The organism is Wolbachia endosymbiont of Frankliniella intonsa (assembly GCF_029856955.1).
GTDB lineage: Bacteria > Pseudomonadota > Alphaproteobacteria > Rickettsiales > Anaplasmataceae > Wolbachia.
Genome location: NZ_CP097148.1, coordinates 972,120 through 988,307, shown reverse-complemented (window position 1 = coordinate 988,307; position 16,188 = coordinate 972,120). Strand labels below are relative to the sequence as shown.

Genomic DNA, 16,188 nt, shown 5'->3' with positions numbered 1-16,188 from the left:
CCTCCTGTGTAAAAAAGATTAGAAAAAAAGTGCGGCGCACATACGACAGAGATTAAGCATGTGTGTGCACCCACGTACGCTGAAGAAGATACGCCACATTTTTTAATGAGTTTGATTGTTTAATGAAAAAAGTCTGCAGATAAAGATAAATTTTGAGCTCTTAAAACATCTTTTACTATGATTATAGTAAGATTTAAAATATGCGCAAGCAATTTTTTTCTGTAAAAGTTTAACAAAAGAATTCAAAAGTTTGTGAACAACCTCTAAGTGTATGGTCACAGAGTGTGATGGTATATAGACTATCTGGATCATTTAAAGTATCAGATCAAGTTCCATTTAAGGAATAAAAAGACCAGATCAGGACAAAAACGCTACCATTTTCAGCCCTTATTCAGGTGGCTCAATTTCCCGTAACTTATATAAGTTACCGTAATCTTTCAAAACCTCAAACAGACTTTCCCTAATGCAAAACAGTATAACTAGTGAGGAATAAGCCACACTCCTTTTAGCTGTAAGCTTTGCATGATAATATACTTACTTTAATTTTTCTTCTTTAAATAATACGTGTCTTCTGACCACTGGGTCATACTTCCTAAACTCGAGCTTCTTGGGAAGGTTCTTAGGATTACGTTTTTTTACACAAAAATAGCCTGTTAGTTTCTCTTCTCCAGTTTTTGTTGTTTTAGTTGCGGTGCTAACTAGCTTGACAAGCAAAGAAGCATTTTTTTTCGCCATAATTTTAGTGATATAATAAATTCTATGCAAGTTTAGAACGCAAAACACTGAAAGTCAACCCAATAATGCAGGTCGCAAAATTCTTGACAATCAATAATATATTAAGTAGTATAAGAAGATTTCAGAATGAAAAGCAGACGGTAAATAAGTGGCTAGTGATGGCAAAAGGTTATTATTGATAGAAAGTACTACCTGTTCTAACGAGGTAAGGGTTGCCCTACTAGTTAATGGTAGGGTTGTAGAGTTTGAACAAGAATTCAAGGAAAAAAGACAATTAAGAGGTAATATATACGTTGCTTATGTAAAGCGTATAGAGCCTGCTTTGCAGGCCGTGTTCATTGAGTATGGAAAAAATAAGCAAGGTTTTTTGTCTTTTTCTGAGATATCTCTAAATTACTTTAATATTCCAGAAAAAGAGAAGGAAATTTTCCCTGACGAAGGCTATTCGAGAGGTGTGGACTGTTCAAATGATAATTGCACAGAAGAAGGCCTAGATTCTACAGCTAGTAATGAATCCAGCAGTGGTTTTGTGAGGGAGGTACCTTTACATAGAAAATATAAGTTACAAGATGTGATTTCAGTAAATCAAAAGTTATTGGTTCAATTAACTAAAGAAGAACGAGGAAATAAAGGAGCTTCATTTACAACATACGTAACTTTGGTCGGTAGATACTGTGTTTTCATGCCCAATTCCATAAGTAGGGGTGGAGTATCTCGCAGAATTGAAGATACCAACGTTAGAAAACAGTTAAAGGATATATTAAATTCAATAAATTTACCAAAAGGCTCAGGTTTAATAGTAAGAACTGTTGGTGCAGGAAAAAGTAAGAAAGAAATTGAGCAAGATTACGATAATTTGACCTTATTATGGCAAAATATCCAGCAAAACTTCTCTTCTTTAAATGTTCCATCATTAATTTACAACGAAGCAGATGTAGTTATGAGATCTGTACGTGACTTTTGTAGTAATGATACAGAAATTATAGTATCTGATAGAGAAGTTTGTGAAGCGGTAAGAAAATACACTAAAAATGTGTTACAAGGAAAATTACGTCCTAGGTTATATAGAGGCTCTGTTCCAATCTTCACTTACTATCGAGTCGAAGATCAAATTTCTGAATTATATAGCAATAGAGTAGAATTACCATCTGGTGGGTCTTTGGTGATAACCTTAACTGAGGCATTTGTTTCAATAGACGTAAATTCAGGGAAAATGACAGGAGAAGATAACATAGAAGAAACAGCTTATAGAACTAATATGGAGGCATTATCTGAAATATCAAGGCAAGCGAATCTCAGGGGCTTATCAGGGTTAATAGTTGTTGATTTTATTGACATGTTGAAACTTGAGTATTGCAAAAATGTTGAATTTGCTATCAAGCAGGCGTTTAAAGATGATAGAGCTAAAGTTCAATTTAGCTTTATCAATGACTTTGGTTTAATGGTCTTTTCAAGACAAAGAATTAAACCAAATATACAGGAAATTAATACTACAGAGTGCTTACGCTGTAAAGGTATTGGAAGAGTGAAATCAAACGAAGTGGTTGTTGCATCGATACTAAGGGATTTGCAACATATTGCTAGTAAAAATCAAAATAAGTCCTTTGATTTAATAGCACGCAGTGCAGTTATAGCGCACATTTTTAATAATAAGCGTGATATGGTTTCTACAATCGAAAAAGAGTTCAATATTACATTAAATGTTAGTATTGATAATAGTTTAGATGCAGATACATTTATTTTAAAGCAAGGAGACCATATTAATTTTAATGATTATAAGCCATTGCAGAATTCTGGATGTAAAATTGTGAATAGCAGGAATAAAGAATCTGGTAGTTCAGATAAACTACCGGGCAACTTTTGGTTAACTAAATGGCTTTCGCGCCTTTTGGGATCTAACAACTAAACGGGACTTGTAATTAACGAGTTTTATACTTATATATTTTACATCAGATAATATTTAAAAGGGAGTATTCATTATGGGAAGAGCAATAGGTATAGATCTTGGAACGACAAATTCTTGTGTTGCAATGATGCAAGGTAAGGATACAAAGGTAATTGAGAATAAAGAAGGAGCAAGAACTACTCCATCTATAGTTGCATTTACTTCATCTGGAGAAAGGTTGATTGGTGCTCCAGCAAAAAGGCAAGCAACTACCAATGCAAGTAATACTTTTTTTGCAACTAAGAGATTGATAGGTCGCCAATATAGCGATCCTGAAATGAAGAATCTAGGTGTGCCGTATGAGGTATTTGCAGCAAAAAATGGTGATGCATGGGTTAAAACAACTGATAGTAAAGAATACTCTCCTAGTCAAATTGGTGCATTTATATTACAAAACCTGAAAGAAGCAGCTGAGGCTTATCTTGGGGAAGAAGTAAAGGATGCTGTGATAACAGTGCCGGCGTACTTCAATGATTCTCAACGTCAAGCAACAAAAGATGCAGGAAAAATTGCTGGATTAAATGTCCTCAGAATAATTAACGAACCAACTGCTGCAGCACTTGCTTATGGTCTTGATAAAAAGCACGGACACACAATAGTAGTGTATGATCTTGGTGGTGGTACATTTGATGTTTCAGTTCTTGAAATAGGTGACGGAGTTTTTGAAGTAAAGGCTACAAATGGTGATACTCACCTTGGAGGGGAAGACTTCGATAATGCAGTAGTAAATTATTTACTGGGTGAATTCAAGAAAAGTAATGGCATTGATTTGAAAAACGATCCAATGGCTATGCAAAGAATCAAAGAAGCTGCAGAAAAAGCAAAGGTAGAATTGTCAAGTGCAATGGAAACAGAAGTAAATCTACCGTTTGTTACAGCTGATGCAAGTGGCCCAAAACACTTAAATATGAAGCTAACAAGAGCAAAGCTTGAAAGCTTAGTGAATGATTTGATTGAAAGGACTATAATTCCTTGCAAAAAAGCTCTTGAAGATGCTGGTTTGTCTGCTAGTCAAATTGGTGAAGTAGTTCTTGTTGGTGGCATGACTCGTATGCCAAAAGTCATAGAGAAAGTTAAAGAATTCTTTGGCAAAGATCCACACAGAGGGGTTAACCCTGATGAAGTTGTAGCAATTGGAGCTGCAATACAGGCGGGAATCATTCAAGGTGATGTAAGAGATGTATTACTACTTGACGTAACTCCACTTTCTCTTGGTATTGAAACTCTAGGTGGAGTATTCACTCCACTTATTGAACGTAATACTACTATTCCCACAAAAAAATCTCAGGTGTTTTCAACTGCAGAAGATAACCAAACAGCCGTTACAATTAAGGTACATCAAGGTGAAAGAAAATTGGCGATTGATAATAAACTGCTTGGTCAGTTTAGTTTAGAAGGAATACCACCTGCTCCTCGCGGGGTTCCTCAAATTGAGGTGACATTTGATATAGATGCAAATGGAATAGCGCATGTTTCTGCAAAGGATAAAGCTACTGGAAAAGAGCAAAAAATACGTATTCAGTCTTCAGGTGGTTTATCGGAGGATGAAATAAATCGGATGGTGAGAGAAGCTGAGGAAAAAGCACAAGAAGATGAAAAGCGTAAGAAATTTATTGAAGTGAAGAATCAAGCGGATAGTTTAGTTCATTCTACAGAAAAATCTTTGACAGAATATGGTGATAAAATTTCTCCAGAAGATAAATATGCTATTGAGAATGCAGTTAATGAATTAAAGGAAGTTAGTAAGTCTGATAATATTGATGATGCTGATTCAATACAACAGAAGGTTACTAATCTTTCTCAACTTTCTATGAAGCTTGGAGAAGCTATGTATCAAGCATCTCAGCAAAACAGTGCTGAAAATGGCTTTTCATCAGAAGGAAATCCAAATGATAAGGAAGAAAAAGTAGTAGATTCTGATTATCAAGACATAGATAATAAAGAAGAGAATAAGTAATTCGATTGTCATCCCAGTGCCCAGATACTGTGCGATGACAAGAGGAGCGTATTGTTGCTTAAAGGAACTATTGTGGATATTATTAAGACAATAGAAGAAAAATTACGCGATTCAATAGGTATAATTGGTATTAATGTTATAGATGAGTCAGCGAAGCATGCAGATCATTATTTTGCTTCTTCTTCGACACTACCTTCACATATCAAATTAGTATTAATATCTAACGACTTTTCTGGAATGAGCTCTTTAAAGAGGCATAAATTGATCTATGAATTATTAAAGAGTGAAATAGAACGAGTACATGCGATTTCTCTTCACTTGTATACGCAAAGCGAATACAATCTAAAAAATAAATAATAAAAATGTGAACGAAGAGTCTTTATTAGTTAAAGCAGGAAGAAAATTTAATGATTATAAAGGGTCGATGAACCCACCAGTTTATCATTCTTCTACTATATTATTTCCTACTTACAAGGACTACTTAAATGCAGCAAATGGAGAAAGTATATACGATGTAATCAATGATGGTGTTGCAAGGGATTACAGTTACAGTAATGTTGGTACGCCTACTGTTCATTATTTTTCAAATGCACTGGCTGAAATTGAGGGTAGGGGACAAGCACTCATCTACCCTTCTGGATTATTTGCACTTACTTTTGCTATTTTGACTTTCACTAAAGCAGGTTCACATGTCCTGATACAAGATAATAGTTATTATAGGCTAAAGAGATTTGCCGAAAATGAGCTACCAAAAAGAGGAGTAGAAGTAACTTTTTATAATCCGACACAGGATATAACTGATTTAGTTCAGAGTAATACTTCACTCATCATGATTGAGACTCCTGGTTCTATAACGTTTGAGATTTCAAATATAGAGCATATAGTAAAAGTTGCTAAAGCACGTGGAATCGTAACCGTTTGTGACAATTCATGGGCCACTCCTTTGTTGTTTAAGCCGCTTGATTATGGAATTGATATTGCACTATACGCGGTGACAAAGTATCTAGCCGGTCACTCAGATCTAGTGATGGGAGCTATGGTTGCTGAAAGTAAAATTTTTAAATTGCTTTATGAGAGCTATAAAAATTATGGAGTCACCATTCAATCGAATGACTGTTACCTTGCACACAGGGGACTTAGAACATTGCAAACACGCATGAGGAAGCATCAAAGTACAGCAATGCAAGTGGCAAAGTGGCTGGAAAAACATCCAAAAATCAAAAGAGTTTTGTATCCAGCACTTGCCTCCCATCCTCAACATGAATTATGGAAAAGTTATTTCAAAGGGGCAAGTAGCGTATTTAGTATAGTACTAGATAGAGAATATTCATGTGAAGAACTAGGCTGCATGGTTGATCACATGAAAGTTTTAGGCATTGGTGCTTCTTGGGGAGGATGTGACAGTTTGATATTACCAGTAGACCATAGATCTATGTCAAGATCTGTAATGAATTCAGATTATGGTGGAAGTTTTGTGCGAATATTTTGCGGACTAGAAGATCCTGAAGATTTGATTTTTGACTTGAATACTGCATTAATAAGACTGCCATGTTCAAGTGTTAAAGATGATTGTGAGACTGAAAGAGCTACTGCATAACATTGTAAATGCTGACTTTGATATTGAAATCAAAGGCGTCACATGTAATCCTAAGAGAGTTAAAGAAGGTTACCTTTTTGTTTGTGTGTCAGAAAGGAGTAAAGAACACGTAACATGTCTTCCTAATGGATGTGTACACAACTGTGTAGACGTTGTAATACAAGGGGCCAAGAAAGATGTCATCCCAGTGCTCAGACACTGGGATCCAGAAAATTTAATTTTAAACAAGCATACTAGACAATTGTATAATGAAAACTGGATTCCAGTGTACGCTACTCGAATGACAAGTACTCCAAGTTTTGCAGTGCTTTACCACTCGGACCCTCAAGGAATATACAGTGAAATAGTCAGCAGGTTTTATCAATTCAAACAACCTAAATATGTTGCTGCTGTAACTGGTACGAATGGTAAAACTTCAGTGGTGGAATTTTGTCGCCAGATTTGGCAAGATAATGTAGCGTCTATAGGAACACTGGGAACATGTGTCAATAATAATAGAAAAGATAATAGCCTTACAACGCCAAGTGCAGATGATCTTTATTCCACATTGCGTGACATAAATAATAAGAACGTAGAACACTTAGCATTAGAAGCTTCAAGCCATGGAATCGATCAATACAGAATCCATGGACTAAGGCTCAATGCTGCAGCTTTTACTAATTTCTCTCAAGATCATTTGGACTATCACAAAAGTATCGATGAGTATTTTGATGCCAAGAAAAGGTTGTTTGATGAGGTATTGCCAAAAGAAAAAACAGCGATTTTAAATGCAGATATAGGCGAATATGGAGAGTTGCTCAACATAGCTGAAAAGCGTGGCAACAAAGTTATAACCTATGGAAAAAAAAACTCTGACATTACTTTATTAAAGCAGATGCCCACTGCCAATGGTCAATACCTGACAATTCAAATCCGTGATGAAATTTATAACGCATTTTTTCCGATTTTTGGGCAATTTCAAGCATATAATTTGTTGTGTGCAATCGGTATAGTTATTTCATCTGGTATGGACTATCAAAGAATGTGTATAGATAAACTCGCTTCTCCATCTGGAAGAATGGAAAAAGTGAACACTTTTGCATTTGTCGATTACGCTCATACTCCAAGTGCACTCAAACAAGCTCTGTTGTCTTTAAAATGGCACTTCAATAAAAAGATAGTTCTAGTGTTCGGTTGTGGCGGGAATCGTGATCAAACAAAACGTGCAGAGATGGGTAAAATAGCACAAATGCTTGCAGGTAAAGTTATAGTCACAGATGACAATCCGCGCGATGAAGATCCGGGGAAAATTCGTCACGATATTTTGTTACATTGCCCTGATGCACTGGAGATAGGAGATAGAAAAAAAGCTATAGAGAAAGGTATAAATATAGCACATGATGAAAATATGATTCTGCTAGTTGCAGGAAAAGGACATGAAAGATTCCAAATAATAGAAGGCCAATCCCTTGAATTTAGTGATGTTGAAGTTATTAGAGAGGGCCAAAAATTTGCTACTGCTGTTTTGCTCTCTCCTTCATCCAACGCCTGAATGGCTTTTTTCCTTAAGTCATAACTGTACGCTGCTGGCATTTTTACCTTCTTGTTACACTAAATCACTATCTTATCTTGTTCCTACTATTATGAGAAGAGCTATACAAGGATATGAAAGTGGAGATTGTGGTTACAAGATTAGTGAGAGAATATAGAAAAATTGAGGATGAAATATTGCGTGATATAGTTCATTTAGTGATAAAGGCTCTTACAGGTATAGTAGCGCTTCATAAGTAAGAATATTTTTACAAAGAATTTAATAATCACAATTTAGGCAATGATGAAAGTTCTTTAAGAAAAAAGTTTAATACTATCAAGAAAAGTTTGCATAGGCATAGCAATATAATACATAATAATCAAAATATCTAAAATTCTGTCAATTTATTTGCACAGTCAATCACTTGAGAATTCGGAAATTGATTTTTAAACCAAGTGTACTGGCGTTTTGCATAATGCCTTGTGTTTGTTTGAGCAATCTGTATTGCTTCGTCTAAAGTAATCTCCCCTTTTAAGTATCTTATAATTTCTGGTACTCCATGTGCTTTCATAGCTGGCAAATGTGGAGATGGGTTCATGCTAAGTAGGTTTTTTACTTCATCAATTGCTCCATTTTCAACCATTTCAATAAAACGAGAATTTATTTTTCGGTATATATCTTCACGTTTAGGTAGAATTGTATATACCTTAAAATTATTGAAAAAAGGAGGCTGTCTATTTTCTTGCCATACAAAGATTGTCTTGCCAGTTTCAGTGATAACTTCAAGTGCTCTTGAGAGGCGATGTGAGTCATTAATAAATATTTTACCTTGAATCCTTGGATCTTTGCTTAGCACTAATTTGTAGAATTCCTCTTTACTTAAATTTTTCCTAAGTTCATTTACGTTTTCTCTCACTTCCTGGCTTATTTGTGGAATCGATGATAATCCCTTGATTAAGCTACTAATGTAAAGCCCACTTCCTCCAGTGATGATGGGTATTCGTGAATTTTTCAGCGCGTTGTTAACTTCCCTCTTTAAATCCTCTAGCCATAAACCTACGGAATAATTTTCTCTTGCTGAAACATAACCGTATAGCCTATAAAATTCTTTCTGCTTTGGTGGTTGAGCAGTAATTACGGGAATCTCTTTGTATACCTGCTTTGAGTCACAGTTTATTATGCTAATGTTTTTATACTTTTTTATCAAGTTATCGCATAATTCTGATTTACCTGAGGCTGTAATTCCTGTAATAATTACTATATTATCTTTCATTTATATTAATTTAACTAACCTATGATAGGGTGTAGTAAAAATTTGGATTCTACAATCTAAAATTTGGAGACTTTTATGGCAGAAAATGATAACGATAACTCGTTTACTAAGCGTTTTACAAATAGGACCTCTAATGAGACAAGAGGAGGTTTTTCCAGTAAGTATTCATCTCAAAATACCAAAGAACATGCACTAGGAGCAAAAGGAAAAATTTCTGAATTGGCAAACAAAAAAGCTGAAGCCAAGGAAGCTTTTTCTGAAAGTGGCGGCATAAAGAGTAAAAGCAGAACTATCAATGAAAGATCCTTTGCTGATGCAACAAGAAGAAGTAGATCAGATCTCATATATCTAGTTCGTGGTAAAGATCGAGGAAGATCAGCTTGGCACTATGTATTAGTTGATAAAGATAAAAGAGAAATGTTTCTGGCAAAAAGTAGAACTGGCTCTATAGATGTTGCAGATTATGGAGAGATTTTATATTCAGGATGGGGAGATGATCCACCACAGACGATAGTCGATAAAATCAATGAGGAGTTCGTATTGTAGTAAATCTGTTGTAAAAACGAGCAGTTGCTAATAAAATTTACTGTAAGTATACAACAGTAGCCATTTCGGTATCTTAATTGCTACCATATAGCGAGATAACGGTAAAGCCAGAGCTATTGTAGACATAAGTTTTAGCTATATGGTATTTGAAGTAATAAACGCAATACAAAATAATTTGTTAGCATGCTTTCCAACAGAAACAGTATATGCTCTTGCTTGTAATGCGCTAGGTAAAGAATCTATAGAAAAAATATACCGGATAAAGAAGCGTTCTCAAAACAAGCCACTCTCTATATTTGTTAGTGATGTTGATAGTTTGACAAATATAGCAAAGGTAAAAGAAGAATATATCAATTTAATAAACTACTTTTCTCCTGGACCAATGACCTATATTTTACCACTTCAAGATAACAGTATATTACCAAATGAGTTCTTTAAAGATAGTATAGGCATAAGAATTCCTGATCATCCTATTGCGATTTCAATATTAAATGAACTGAAAACTCCAGTAGTTGCAACTAGTATTAACATTTCAGGAGAAAAAAGTATATGCAAAGCAAGAGATATACCTCAGTCTATTAAGCAACACTTATCTGCAGTAATTGAAGATGATGAATTAGTTTCTGGTATAGAATCTACTATTATTGACTTAACTGGAGACAAGATTAAGGTTTTAAGAAAAGGTAAAATTTCATTACAAACAACAAATAACGAATTTTCAAACTAAGATCTATAGGAGAAAGAATGAAAAAGGTGATAGGCCACAACCAAGCAAAAAAAAAGATAATGAACAACTTGTCTGTTCAATCTTGGCTGATCTGTGGTAAAAAAGGCATAGGGAAAGCAACACTTGCACAATCCTTTTCTAATTGGTTTCTTATCAAAAATTACGATGAAGTAGCATTAGACTTACACATTGTTGAAGGTGATACAATAGGAGTGGAAAAGGTGAGAGAAATGAAAAATTTTCTGTACCTAAGCCCCATTCAATCAGAATATAAGATAGCTATAATAGATAGCTTGGAGGCAATGACTAGCAATGCTAAAAATGCAATATTAAAGATATTAGAGGAGCAGCCACAAAATTCTAAAATATTTGTAATTAGCCATAAGCCATATGATGTACAAACCACCATCCGGTGTAGGTGTTTTCAGCTGAATTTACTTCCATTAACTTACGATGAAACAAAGCAGGTTGTTTCATCTCAGTGTAAATTCGACGATAAAATATTTAGTGAGATCATTACTTTGTTTCCTGGAACTCCGGGAGTAATAATAAATGCAATAAACAGTGGTGCTTATGAGTCACATAAGCATTTTTATACATTTTTCCGTAATCTAAATAATTCTGATATAGTTAATAAAATAATTAATAGTGAAATTGAGCTAGAACTAGCATCACATATAATTCAAACCTCCATTTTAGAAAGTGTAAAGAAAGAAGTAAATAATATTGAAATTTTGCTAAGTCAATGGAAAGAAATAGATGAAGTTTTCGTTGCTGCAAAGCAATTTCGCTTAGATAAAAAGCATGTTTTAGCTAATGTAGTTAACATCATGACACAAAAATATAATACTTTTAACATAAATTTATGATAAAATTCTGCTAATTTAATACTTAAATTATATAATTTGACTGATAATAAATCAACTGTATGGCAATCAATAGAAGTTTTAACAAAAACCATATTGAACATGCAGAAAGAATTGAGTTTAATCAAGAATACATCTTTAGATCAAGACGTCACTTTAGAAAAAGGGAAGGAGCTATCAAGTGGCATCTATGAGGAAAATTTTAAGCTAAACAAGGCAATCAATATAGCTACTTTGCCGAGAATTGGCTATCATATGATTAATGATGAACTTGTTGTACGTAATCATATTACGAAAGAGGAAGTAAAGATCCCTAGAGATTTTCATTACTTTAAAGTTGTTAAATCCAATCACGATGATTGTAAATTAACGTTTTGTAATTTTTTAGGTAATGAGTTTTTTGAATATAAAAAGTATGATCCACAATATTCTGGTCTTTCAGATGAATATAAACTCATGGATTTTGGTAGTATAAAAAAGACTAATAATCTAAAACTTAAGGAGTATGTTGGTCATGCACCTAAATTTTTGCTGTAGAAGGATCTATTGATCCTGGATCTGAAAACCATGTAATTGATCTATTTGAGCTAGTCAGAGACGGTAAAGGAAAAAAAAGTGGGAACTCTTGCTGATGAATTTGGTTATTTTGATGATCAAAATAAATTACACTACTATAATTATCACAAAAGTGCAGAAAGTAATACTTATGATCCTGAAAGCTTCAGTGTAAAAATGATAAATTTAGATGTGAGCAAAATTGATAAATTTCACCTTATTGCAGAACAAGGTGATATAATAATTCATCCTATTTTGGAAAATTTAGACATATTTTAAAGTTTTTTAGAGTATCCAGTATATTATATAATTGGGTTTGTATTATGGAAGATAAATTACTTGAATCAGTAAAAAACAAAAGTTACTTCAGGAAAGCAGTTGAATGGTATTGCCACAGATACCTGTTCTGCGTTGTAGAAAGATCTTGGATGGCGTTAATAGCGTTACTTCTCTTAGTATGTTTATTTTTATCACTACTAAACATATACCTATTACTTCCTGTTAAAAAAGATTTAAATTTTGTGAAGTATATGAACCACACAGAAGATGAGTTCTCTGCAATACATAAACTTAGTTTTAGTAAAAAAGAAGATGAGTACATTTCCATAGCAAGGTATTTAATAAGTAAATATATTGAAACATATGAGTCCTCTAGGACTGTTGAGCCAAAGTATCAAGAAAATTTTATAAAAAACAATTCTGTATACAAAATCTACCAAAACTTTCAGGAAAAAGTGAACAATGAAGCTGTTTCATCCACAAGAAAAATTACCAACATAAACGTAACAACATTATCTATTGACCGGTTGACCAAGAACTTAGTTACATTTGCTGGAAACGCTACTGTAGTTTTTACAGCTGAGAAAAATAAGAAGATGAAAGATTATGCTGTGGAGGTCAGCTTCACTTTGTCAAATATAAAAGCAACTCTAGCTGGAATAGTGCCATTTAAATTTATTGTTAATAGCTATAAATATAGATGATTATATTTATAACATTATTTGGTAGCTAAAAAAAATAACTAAAGTGCATATAGCAGTAATAACTGGGGGTAAAACTAGAAGCATTGGTGTCTTTTTAATAAAATAATTTCTAGAAGGTTTTGAGAAAAAGGCGTTGTAAATTATTGGTAAAAAGTATAGAGCATTGAGTATAGTACTAACAATTAACACTAGAGTTACAAACACAGAAAGTGTTACATTACTAGAGTTGAAAACAGCTTGAAAGATGAGAAATTTGCTCCAAAAAGTCGGAGCAGGAGGTACTCCTATCATGGACAATGCACCTATAGTGAATGCTATCATGCTAATTGGCATACTACGTCCTATACCGTGAATTCTATCTATATATTTTTCACCCGTTTTCGTTATTATGATACCTGCAAAAAAAAATAAAGTAATTTTTGCAAATGCATGGCAAACTAATTGAAAGATTGCAATCTTCATGCTGAATTCACTAAAAATTGAAGCGAACAATATAATATACGACAATTGGGAGATGGTAGAGTAAGCAAGCAATTTCTTTAATTCCTTTTGCTTTAATGAAATCAACGATGCAGTAATGATAGTAAATCCAGCAGCGTACGGAAGCCACCCTCCAGCAAACCAATTTTGCTGCACAAAACGTTGCATATTATCGACGCCAAAAGTATATAATATAACTTTGATGATGATGAAAACTCCGGATTTCACAACAGCAACAGCATGTAATAGTGCACTCACAGGAGTTGGTGCAACCATTGCTTTTGGTAACCAAAAATGCATTGGCATTAATGCAGCTTTTCCTATTCCATAAATCAGCATAGCAAAACACACTGCAATAAAAGTGATGAGTGAAGTATCAAACTTGAATATTCCACCACTTACAAAATCTAAAGTATGGAATTCATTATATAATAGGCCTATTGCAGGAAAAAATAATACTAAAGAAGAGAAAAATAGTAAACCAAAGTAATAGCGTCCTGCAATTAATGATTCATTTGTTGAGTTGTAAGTAATCAGAGGGTATGTACTAATAGTTAGAAGCTCATAAAAGACAAATGTAGTGAGCAAATCTCCAGAAAAAGCAATAAACATTGCACAACTGATTGATGTTGAAAAAAAGCATAGAAAACTTGAGTGATTGCTATCAGCATAGTTATTTCTCATATAACATATTGCATATATACTGGTTAGTACCCACAAAAATGATATTAATAAACTGAATATTGCTCCACTAGACTCTAGCTTTAAACTAATATGCAAATTATTACCAAAATCCATGAGAATAAATTGAGAATGATCACCATACACCAAATATAAAGTGCATAGAGATGTATACGCAAACAGAATCATAGAAGAAGCAACAGTAACGCTACTGTTCACTCTGGGCCATTTACTAGTAAAAGAAATAGCTAATGCACTTAAAAGTGGGATCAACGAAGTAATTAACAAATAATTCTCAGTAATAAAAAGTGGCAAGGAAAGAGATATTAAAACAAAATCCATTAAGTAATTCATCTTTCTGTTTAGGTAAAGATAAAATTATATTCAAGTTATAGAGAATTTGCTATTTCTTAGTTGTATATCGGAAGTGTTAAATAAACCATACGCATCAAGTTAAGAAAAAGTGGCGTAAGGAAGAAAGGAAATAAGAAAAAACTACTTTATATATTAAGTAATAAAGTTAGTAATTTATAGATTTTTCTAAAAAAATATCTTATCCTAGATAAGAATTTCCTAAAAAAATAAATGTAACAAATAAAATGCCAATCTTAAATATTGCTATATTTCACGATAGCTACTTAATTTGGCACGTATGGTTTGTTAAACACTTCCAGAATTACTCAAAACCGCTACAGACTATATCTTTCTGTATAATCTTTAAATGCACCTCTATTGGAGTCAAAATGTAGTTTCACACTACCAATTGGCCCGTTTCTTTGTTTTGCAATGATCAGTTCTGCAATATTTCTAATTTTCTCCATTTTCTCTTGCCACTCTCGATGTTTATTACTTCCTTCATTTGGTTGCTTTCTTAATTCATAATATTCTTCTCTATAAAGGAACATTACTATATCCGCATCCTGCTCTATGCTTCCTGAATCACGTAAATCAGAAAGTTGTGGTTTTTTATCATCCCTTTGCTCAACAGAACGAGAGAGCTGTGATAGTGCAACAATGGGAATATTTAGTTCCTTTGCAATTGCTTTTAAACCCTGCGTCACTTCTGAGATTTCTTGCACTCTATTTTCACTACTCCTTTTTGTTGTTCCTCGAATTAACTGCAGATAATCGATAAAGACCAACTCTACATTATATAGTTGATAGAGAAGACGTATTCTGGTACGAAGAGCACTAATTGATAACGCAGGAGTGTCATCTATGATGAAAGGTAATTCTGATAGATCTGTACTAGCATTAATGAATTCGTGTAATTCAAAATCACTAATTCTCCCAGTCAGTGCCTTATAATAACCAATGCCTGAATCTATAGTAATCAATCTTGCGGTCAATTGCTCTGCTGACATTTCAAGTGAAAAGAATGCTACATAATGTTGTTTATCTTTTCTTTTTTTCAAAATCTTACAAGCATTAAGTGCGATGTTCAGCGCCAATGCTGTCTTTCCCATTGAGGGCCTTGCAGCTATAATTAACAGATCAGATTTCTGCAAACCACCAAGAAGCTGGTTTAGGTCTTGAAGTCCGGTTGTAATACCTAGAGCCTCTGGGTTATTCTTCAGCTTGCTGATCTTCTCAACCACATCTTTAATTGAACTTGCAAGCTTTATATATGTCTTATCACCTTGCTTTTTTACTGCTAAGTTGAACAACTTTGTCATTGCCTGCTCAATTTGTACCTGTGCAGGATTTTCAATGTCGTAGTTGTAACTATCGTCAACTATCTCCTGCCCGAGCTTGATTAAGCATCTCCTTAAATAAGTATCACGGATTATTCTGGTCAAGCTATAGATGTCAAGCGCAATGCTTGCCTTTGCTGCAAGTTTTGCTAGGTACTCAACTCCACCACATTCGGCAAATGCTTTATCATTCTCGAAAAACATCTTGAGACTCAGTTCATTAGCAACTATACCGTGTTTTCTGGTTTTAGATATCTGGGTAAAAATGCTTTGATGTAGTGGATCATAGAAATTATCTGCTGCAATTATATCTTCTACTGCATCACAAATTCTATTATCACGAACCATTGCACCAATTAGCATTTGCTCTGCTTCTAAATTGTGTGGCAATTTACATATTTCTTCTCTTGAATCAATAAGATTGGCTAATTCATTCATTTTAAGTTTTCAGAGTAATGATTGATTATTGTAGAATATTCAGTCCTTACTTGAAAGAGAAAAAATTTGACTAATCCTGTGTTGCTTATAGCATTAAAGTAGGCCCCTGTGGTGGAATGGTAGACACGGCAGACTCAAAATCTGTTGCTTGCAAAAGCATGCTGGTTCAAGTCCGGCCAGGGACACTCAAATATTGGAAAA

General features: G+C 33.9%; 14 protein-coding genes, 1 tRNA gene and 1 pseudogene. 12 read left to right on the top strand and 4 right to left on the bottom strand.

The genetic code is table 11. From position 1 onward, the window contains the following. Nucleotides 1-534: 534 nt before the first annotated feature. Nucleotides 535-735 carry a 50S ribosomal protein L33 gene (rpmG, locus tag M3L71_RS05530; RefSeq protein WP_012481745.1) on the bottom strand — a complete coding sequence of 67 codons (201 nt, stop codon included), beginning with the start codon at nt 733-735 and terminating at the stop codon, nt 535-537. A gap of 148 nt (nt 736-883) precedes the next feature. Here rpmG and M3L71_RS05525 point away from each other — a divergent pair, with 148 nt between their 5' ends. The 6 genes from M3L71_RS05525 to M3L71_RS05500 all read left to right on the top strand — a co-directional run bounded on the left by M3L71_RS05525 (nt 884) and on the right by M3L71_RS05500 (nt 8,004). After that, complete coding sequence (locus tag M3L71_RS05525; protein WP_280143331.1) at nt 884-2,641, top strand: Rne/Rng family ribonuclease; 1,758 nt, start codon at nt 884-886, stop codon at nt 2,639-2,641. A gap of 73 nt (nt 2,642-2,714) precedes the next feature. Next, complete coding sequence (gene dnaK, locus M3L71_RS05520; protein WP_280143330.1) at nt 2,715-4,637, top strand: molecular chaperone DnaK; 1,923 nt, start codon at nt 2,715-2,717, stop codon at nt 4,635-4,637. A gap of 72 nt (nt 4,638-4,709) precedes the next feature. Next, entirely contained in the window at nt 4,710-4,994 is a 285-nt protein-coding gene (locus M3L71_RS05515; protein ID WP_265030515.1) for a BolA family protein, read from the top strand. Between the two features lie 7 nt (nt 4,995-5,001). Next, the gene (metC, locus tag M3L71_RS05510) at nt 5,002-6,234 is read left to right on the top strand and encodes a cystathionine beta-lyase (protein ID WP_280143328.1); all 1,233 of its coding nucleotides are present in this window, start codon (nt 5,002-5,004) and stop codon (nt 6,232-6,234) included. After that, the gene (locus tag M3L71_RS05505; RefSeq protein ID WP_280143327.1) at nt 6,203-7,765 is read left to right on the top strand and encodes a Mur ligase family protein; all 1,563 of its coding nucleotides are present in this window, start codon (nt 6,203-6,205) and stop codon (nt 7,763-7,765) included. The genes metC and M3L71_RS05505 overlap by 32 nt, the downstream gene beginning before the upstream one ends. A 113-nt stretch (nt 7,766-7,878) precedes the next feature. Continuing rightward, on the top strand, nt 7,879-8,004 hold the full coding sequence (locus M3L71_RS05500) for a hypothetical protein (RefSeq protein WP_006013387.1): 126 nt from the start codon (nt 7,879-7,881) through the stop codon (nt 8,002-8,004). Nucleotides 8,005-8,132: 128 nt separating this feature from the next. On the opposite strand, the gene miaA is transcribed toward M3L71_RS05500, so the two are convergent. Further along, entirely contained in the window at nt 8,133-9,017 is an 885-nt protein-coding gene (gene miaA / locus M3L71_RS05495) for a tRNA (adenosine(37)-N6)-dimethylallyltransferase MiaA (protein ID WP_280143326.1), read from the bottom strand. 75 nt (nt 9,018-9,092) lie between these two features. Here miaA and M3L71_RS05490 point away from each other — a divergent pair, with 75 nt between their 5' ends. From M3L71_RS05490 to M3L71_RS05465, 5 genes and pseudogenes are all read left to right on the top strand, one after another. Beyond that, nucleotides 9,093-9,563, top strand: a complete 471-nt coding sequence (locus tag M3L71_RS05490; RefSeq protein ID WP_280143325.1) for a hypothetical protein — start codon at nt 9,093-9,095, stop codon at nt 9,561-9,563. Between the two features lie 139 nt (nt 9,564-9,702). Further along, the gene (locus tag M3L71_RS05485; protein ID WP_280143324.1) at nt 9,703-10,290 is read left to right on the top strand and encodes an L-threonylcarbamoyladenylate synthase; all 588 of its coding nucleotides are present in this window, start codon (nt 9,703-9,705) and stop codon (nt 10,288-10,290) included. 17 nt (nt 10,291-10,307) lie between these two features. Continuing rightward, on the top strand, nt 10,308-11,159 hold the full coding sequence (locus M3L71_RS05480; RefSeq protein WP_280143323.1) for a DNA polymerase III subunit delta': 852 nt from the start codon (nt 10,308-10,310) through the stop codon (nt 11,157-11,159). A 36-nt stretch (nt 11,160-11,195) separates the two neighbouring features. Then, nucleotides 11,196-11,990 (top strand): annotated as a pseudogene (locus M3L71_RS08335) (hypothetical protein). A 44-nt stretch (nt 11,991-12,034) separates the two neighbouring features. Beyond that, the gene (locus tag M3L71_RS05465; protein ID WP_280143320.1) at nt 12,035-12,694 is read left to right on the top strand and encodes a VirB8/TrbF family protein; all 660 of its coding nucleotides are present in this window, start codon (nt 12,035-12,037) and stop codon (nt 12,692-12,694) included. Nucleotides 12,695-12,700: 6 nt separating this feature from the next. Here the strand turns inward: M3L71_RS05465 and M3L71_RS05460 are convergent, their stop codons facing one another. Next, nucleotides 12,701-14,197 carry a proton-conducting transporter transmembrane domain-containing protein gene (locus tag M3L71_RS05460; RefSeq protein ID WP_280143319.1) on the bottom strand — a complete coding sequence of 499 codons (1,497 nt, stop codon included), beginning with the start codon at nt 14,195-14,197 and terminating at the stop codon, nt 12,701-12,703. Nucleotides 14,198-14,544: 347 nt separating this feature from the next. Then, entirely contained in the window at nt 14,545-15,987 is a 1,443-nt protein-coding gene (locus M3L71_RS05455; protein ID WP_280143318.1) for a replicative DNA helicase, read from the bottom strand. A gap of 102 nt (nt 15,988-16,089) precedes the next feature. On the opposite strand from M3L71_RS05455, the gene M3L71_RS05450 reads away from it, so the two are divergent. Then, nucleotides 16,090-16,172: transfer RNA gene (locus tag M3L71_RS05450), tRNA-Leu, on the top strand. Nucleotides 16,173-16,188 lie beyond the last annotated feature (16 nt).

What these genes read in the sequence shown, in the direction of transcription:
- M3L71_RS05460 (WP_280143319.1), bottom strand. Translation starts at nt 14,197, where the DNA reads ATGGATTTTGTTTTAATATCTCTTTCCTTGCCACTTTTTATTACTGAG.
- M3L71_RS05480 (WP_280143323.1), top strand. Translation starts at nt 10,308, where the DNA reads ATGAAAAAGGTGATAGGCCACAACCAAGCAAAAAAAAAGATAATGAAC.
- M3L71_RS05455 (WP_280143318.1), bottom strand. Translation starts at nt 15,987, where the DNA reads ATGAATGAATTAGCCAATCTTATTGATTCAAGAGAAGAAATATGTAAA.
- M3L71_RS05505 (WP_280143327.1), top strand. Translation starts at nt 6,203, where the DNA reads ATGATTGTGAGACTGAAAGAGCTACTGCATAACATTGTAAATGCTGAC.
- miaA (WP_280143326.1), bottom strand. Translation starts at nt 9,017, where the DNA reads ATGAAAGATAATATAGTAATTATTACAGGAATTACAGCCTCAGGTAAA.
- dnaK (WP_280143330.1), top strand. Translation starts at nt 2,715, where the DNA reads ATGGGAAGAGCAATAGGTATAGATCTTGGAACGACAAATTCTTGTGTT.
- M3L71_RS05500 (WP_006013387.1), top strand. Translation starts at nt 7,879, where the DNA reads ATGAAAGTGGAGATTGTGGTTACAAGATTAGTGAGAGAATATAGAAAA.
- M3L71_RS05465 (WP_280143320.1), top strand. Translation starts at nt 12,035, where the DNA reads ATGGAAGATAAATTACTTGAATCAGTAAAAAACAAAAGTTACTTCAGG.
- rpmG (WP_012481745.1), bottom strand. Translation starts at nt 735, where the DNA reads ATGGCGAAAAAAAATGCTTCTTTGCTTGTCAAGCTAGTTAGCACCGCA.
- M3L71_RS05490 (WP_280143325.1), top strand. Translation starts at nt 9,093, where the DNA reads ATGGCAGAAAATGATAACGATAACTCGTTTACTAAGCGTTTTACAAAT.
- M3L71_RS05485 (WP_280143324.1), top strand. Translation starts at nt 9,703, where the DNA reads ATGGTATTTGAAGTAATAAACGCAATACAAAATAATTTGTTAGCATGC.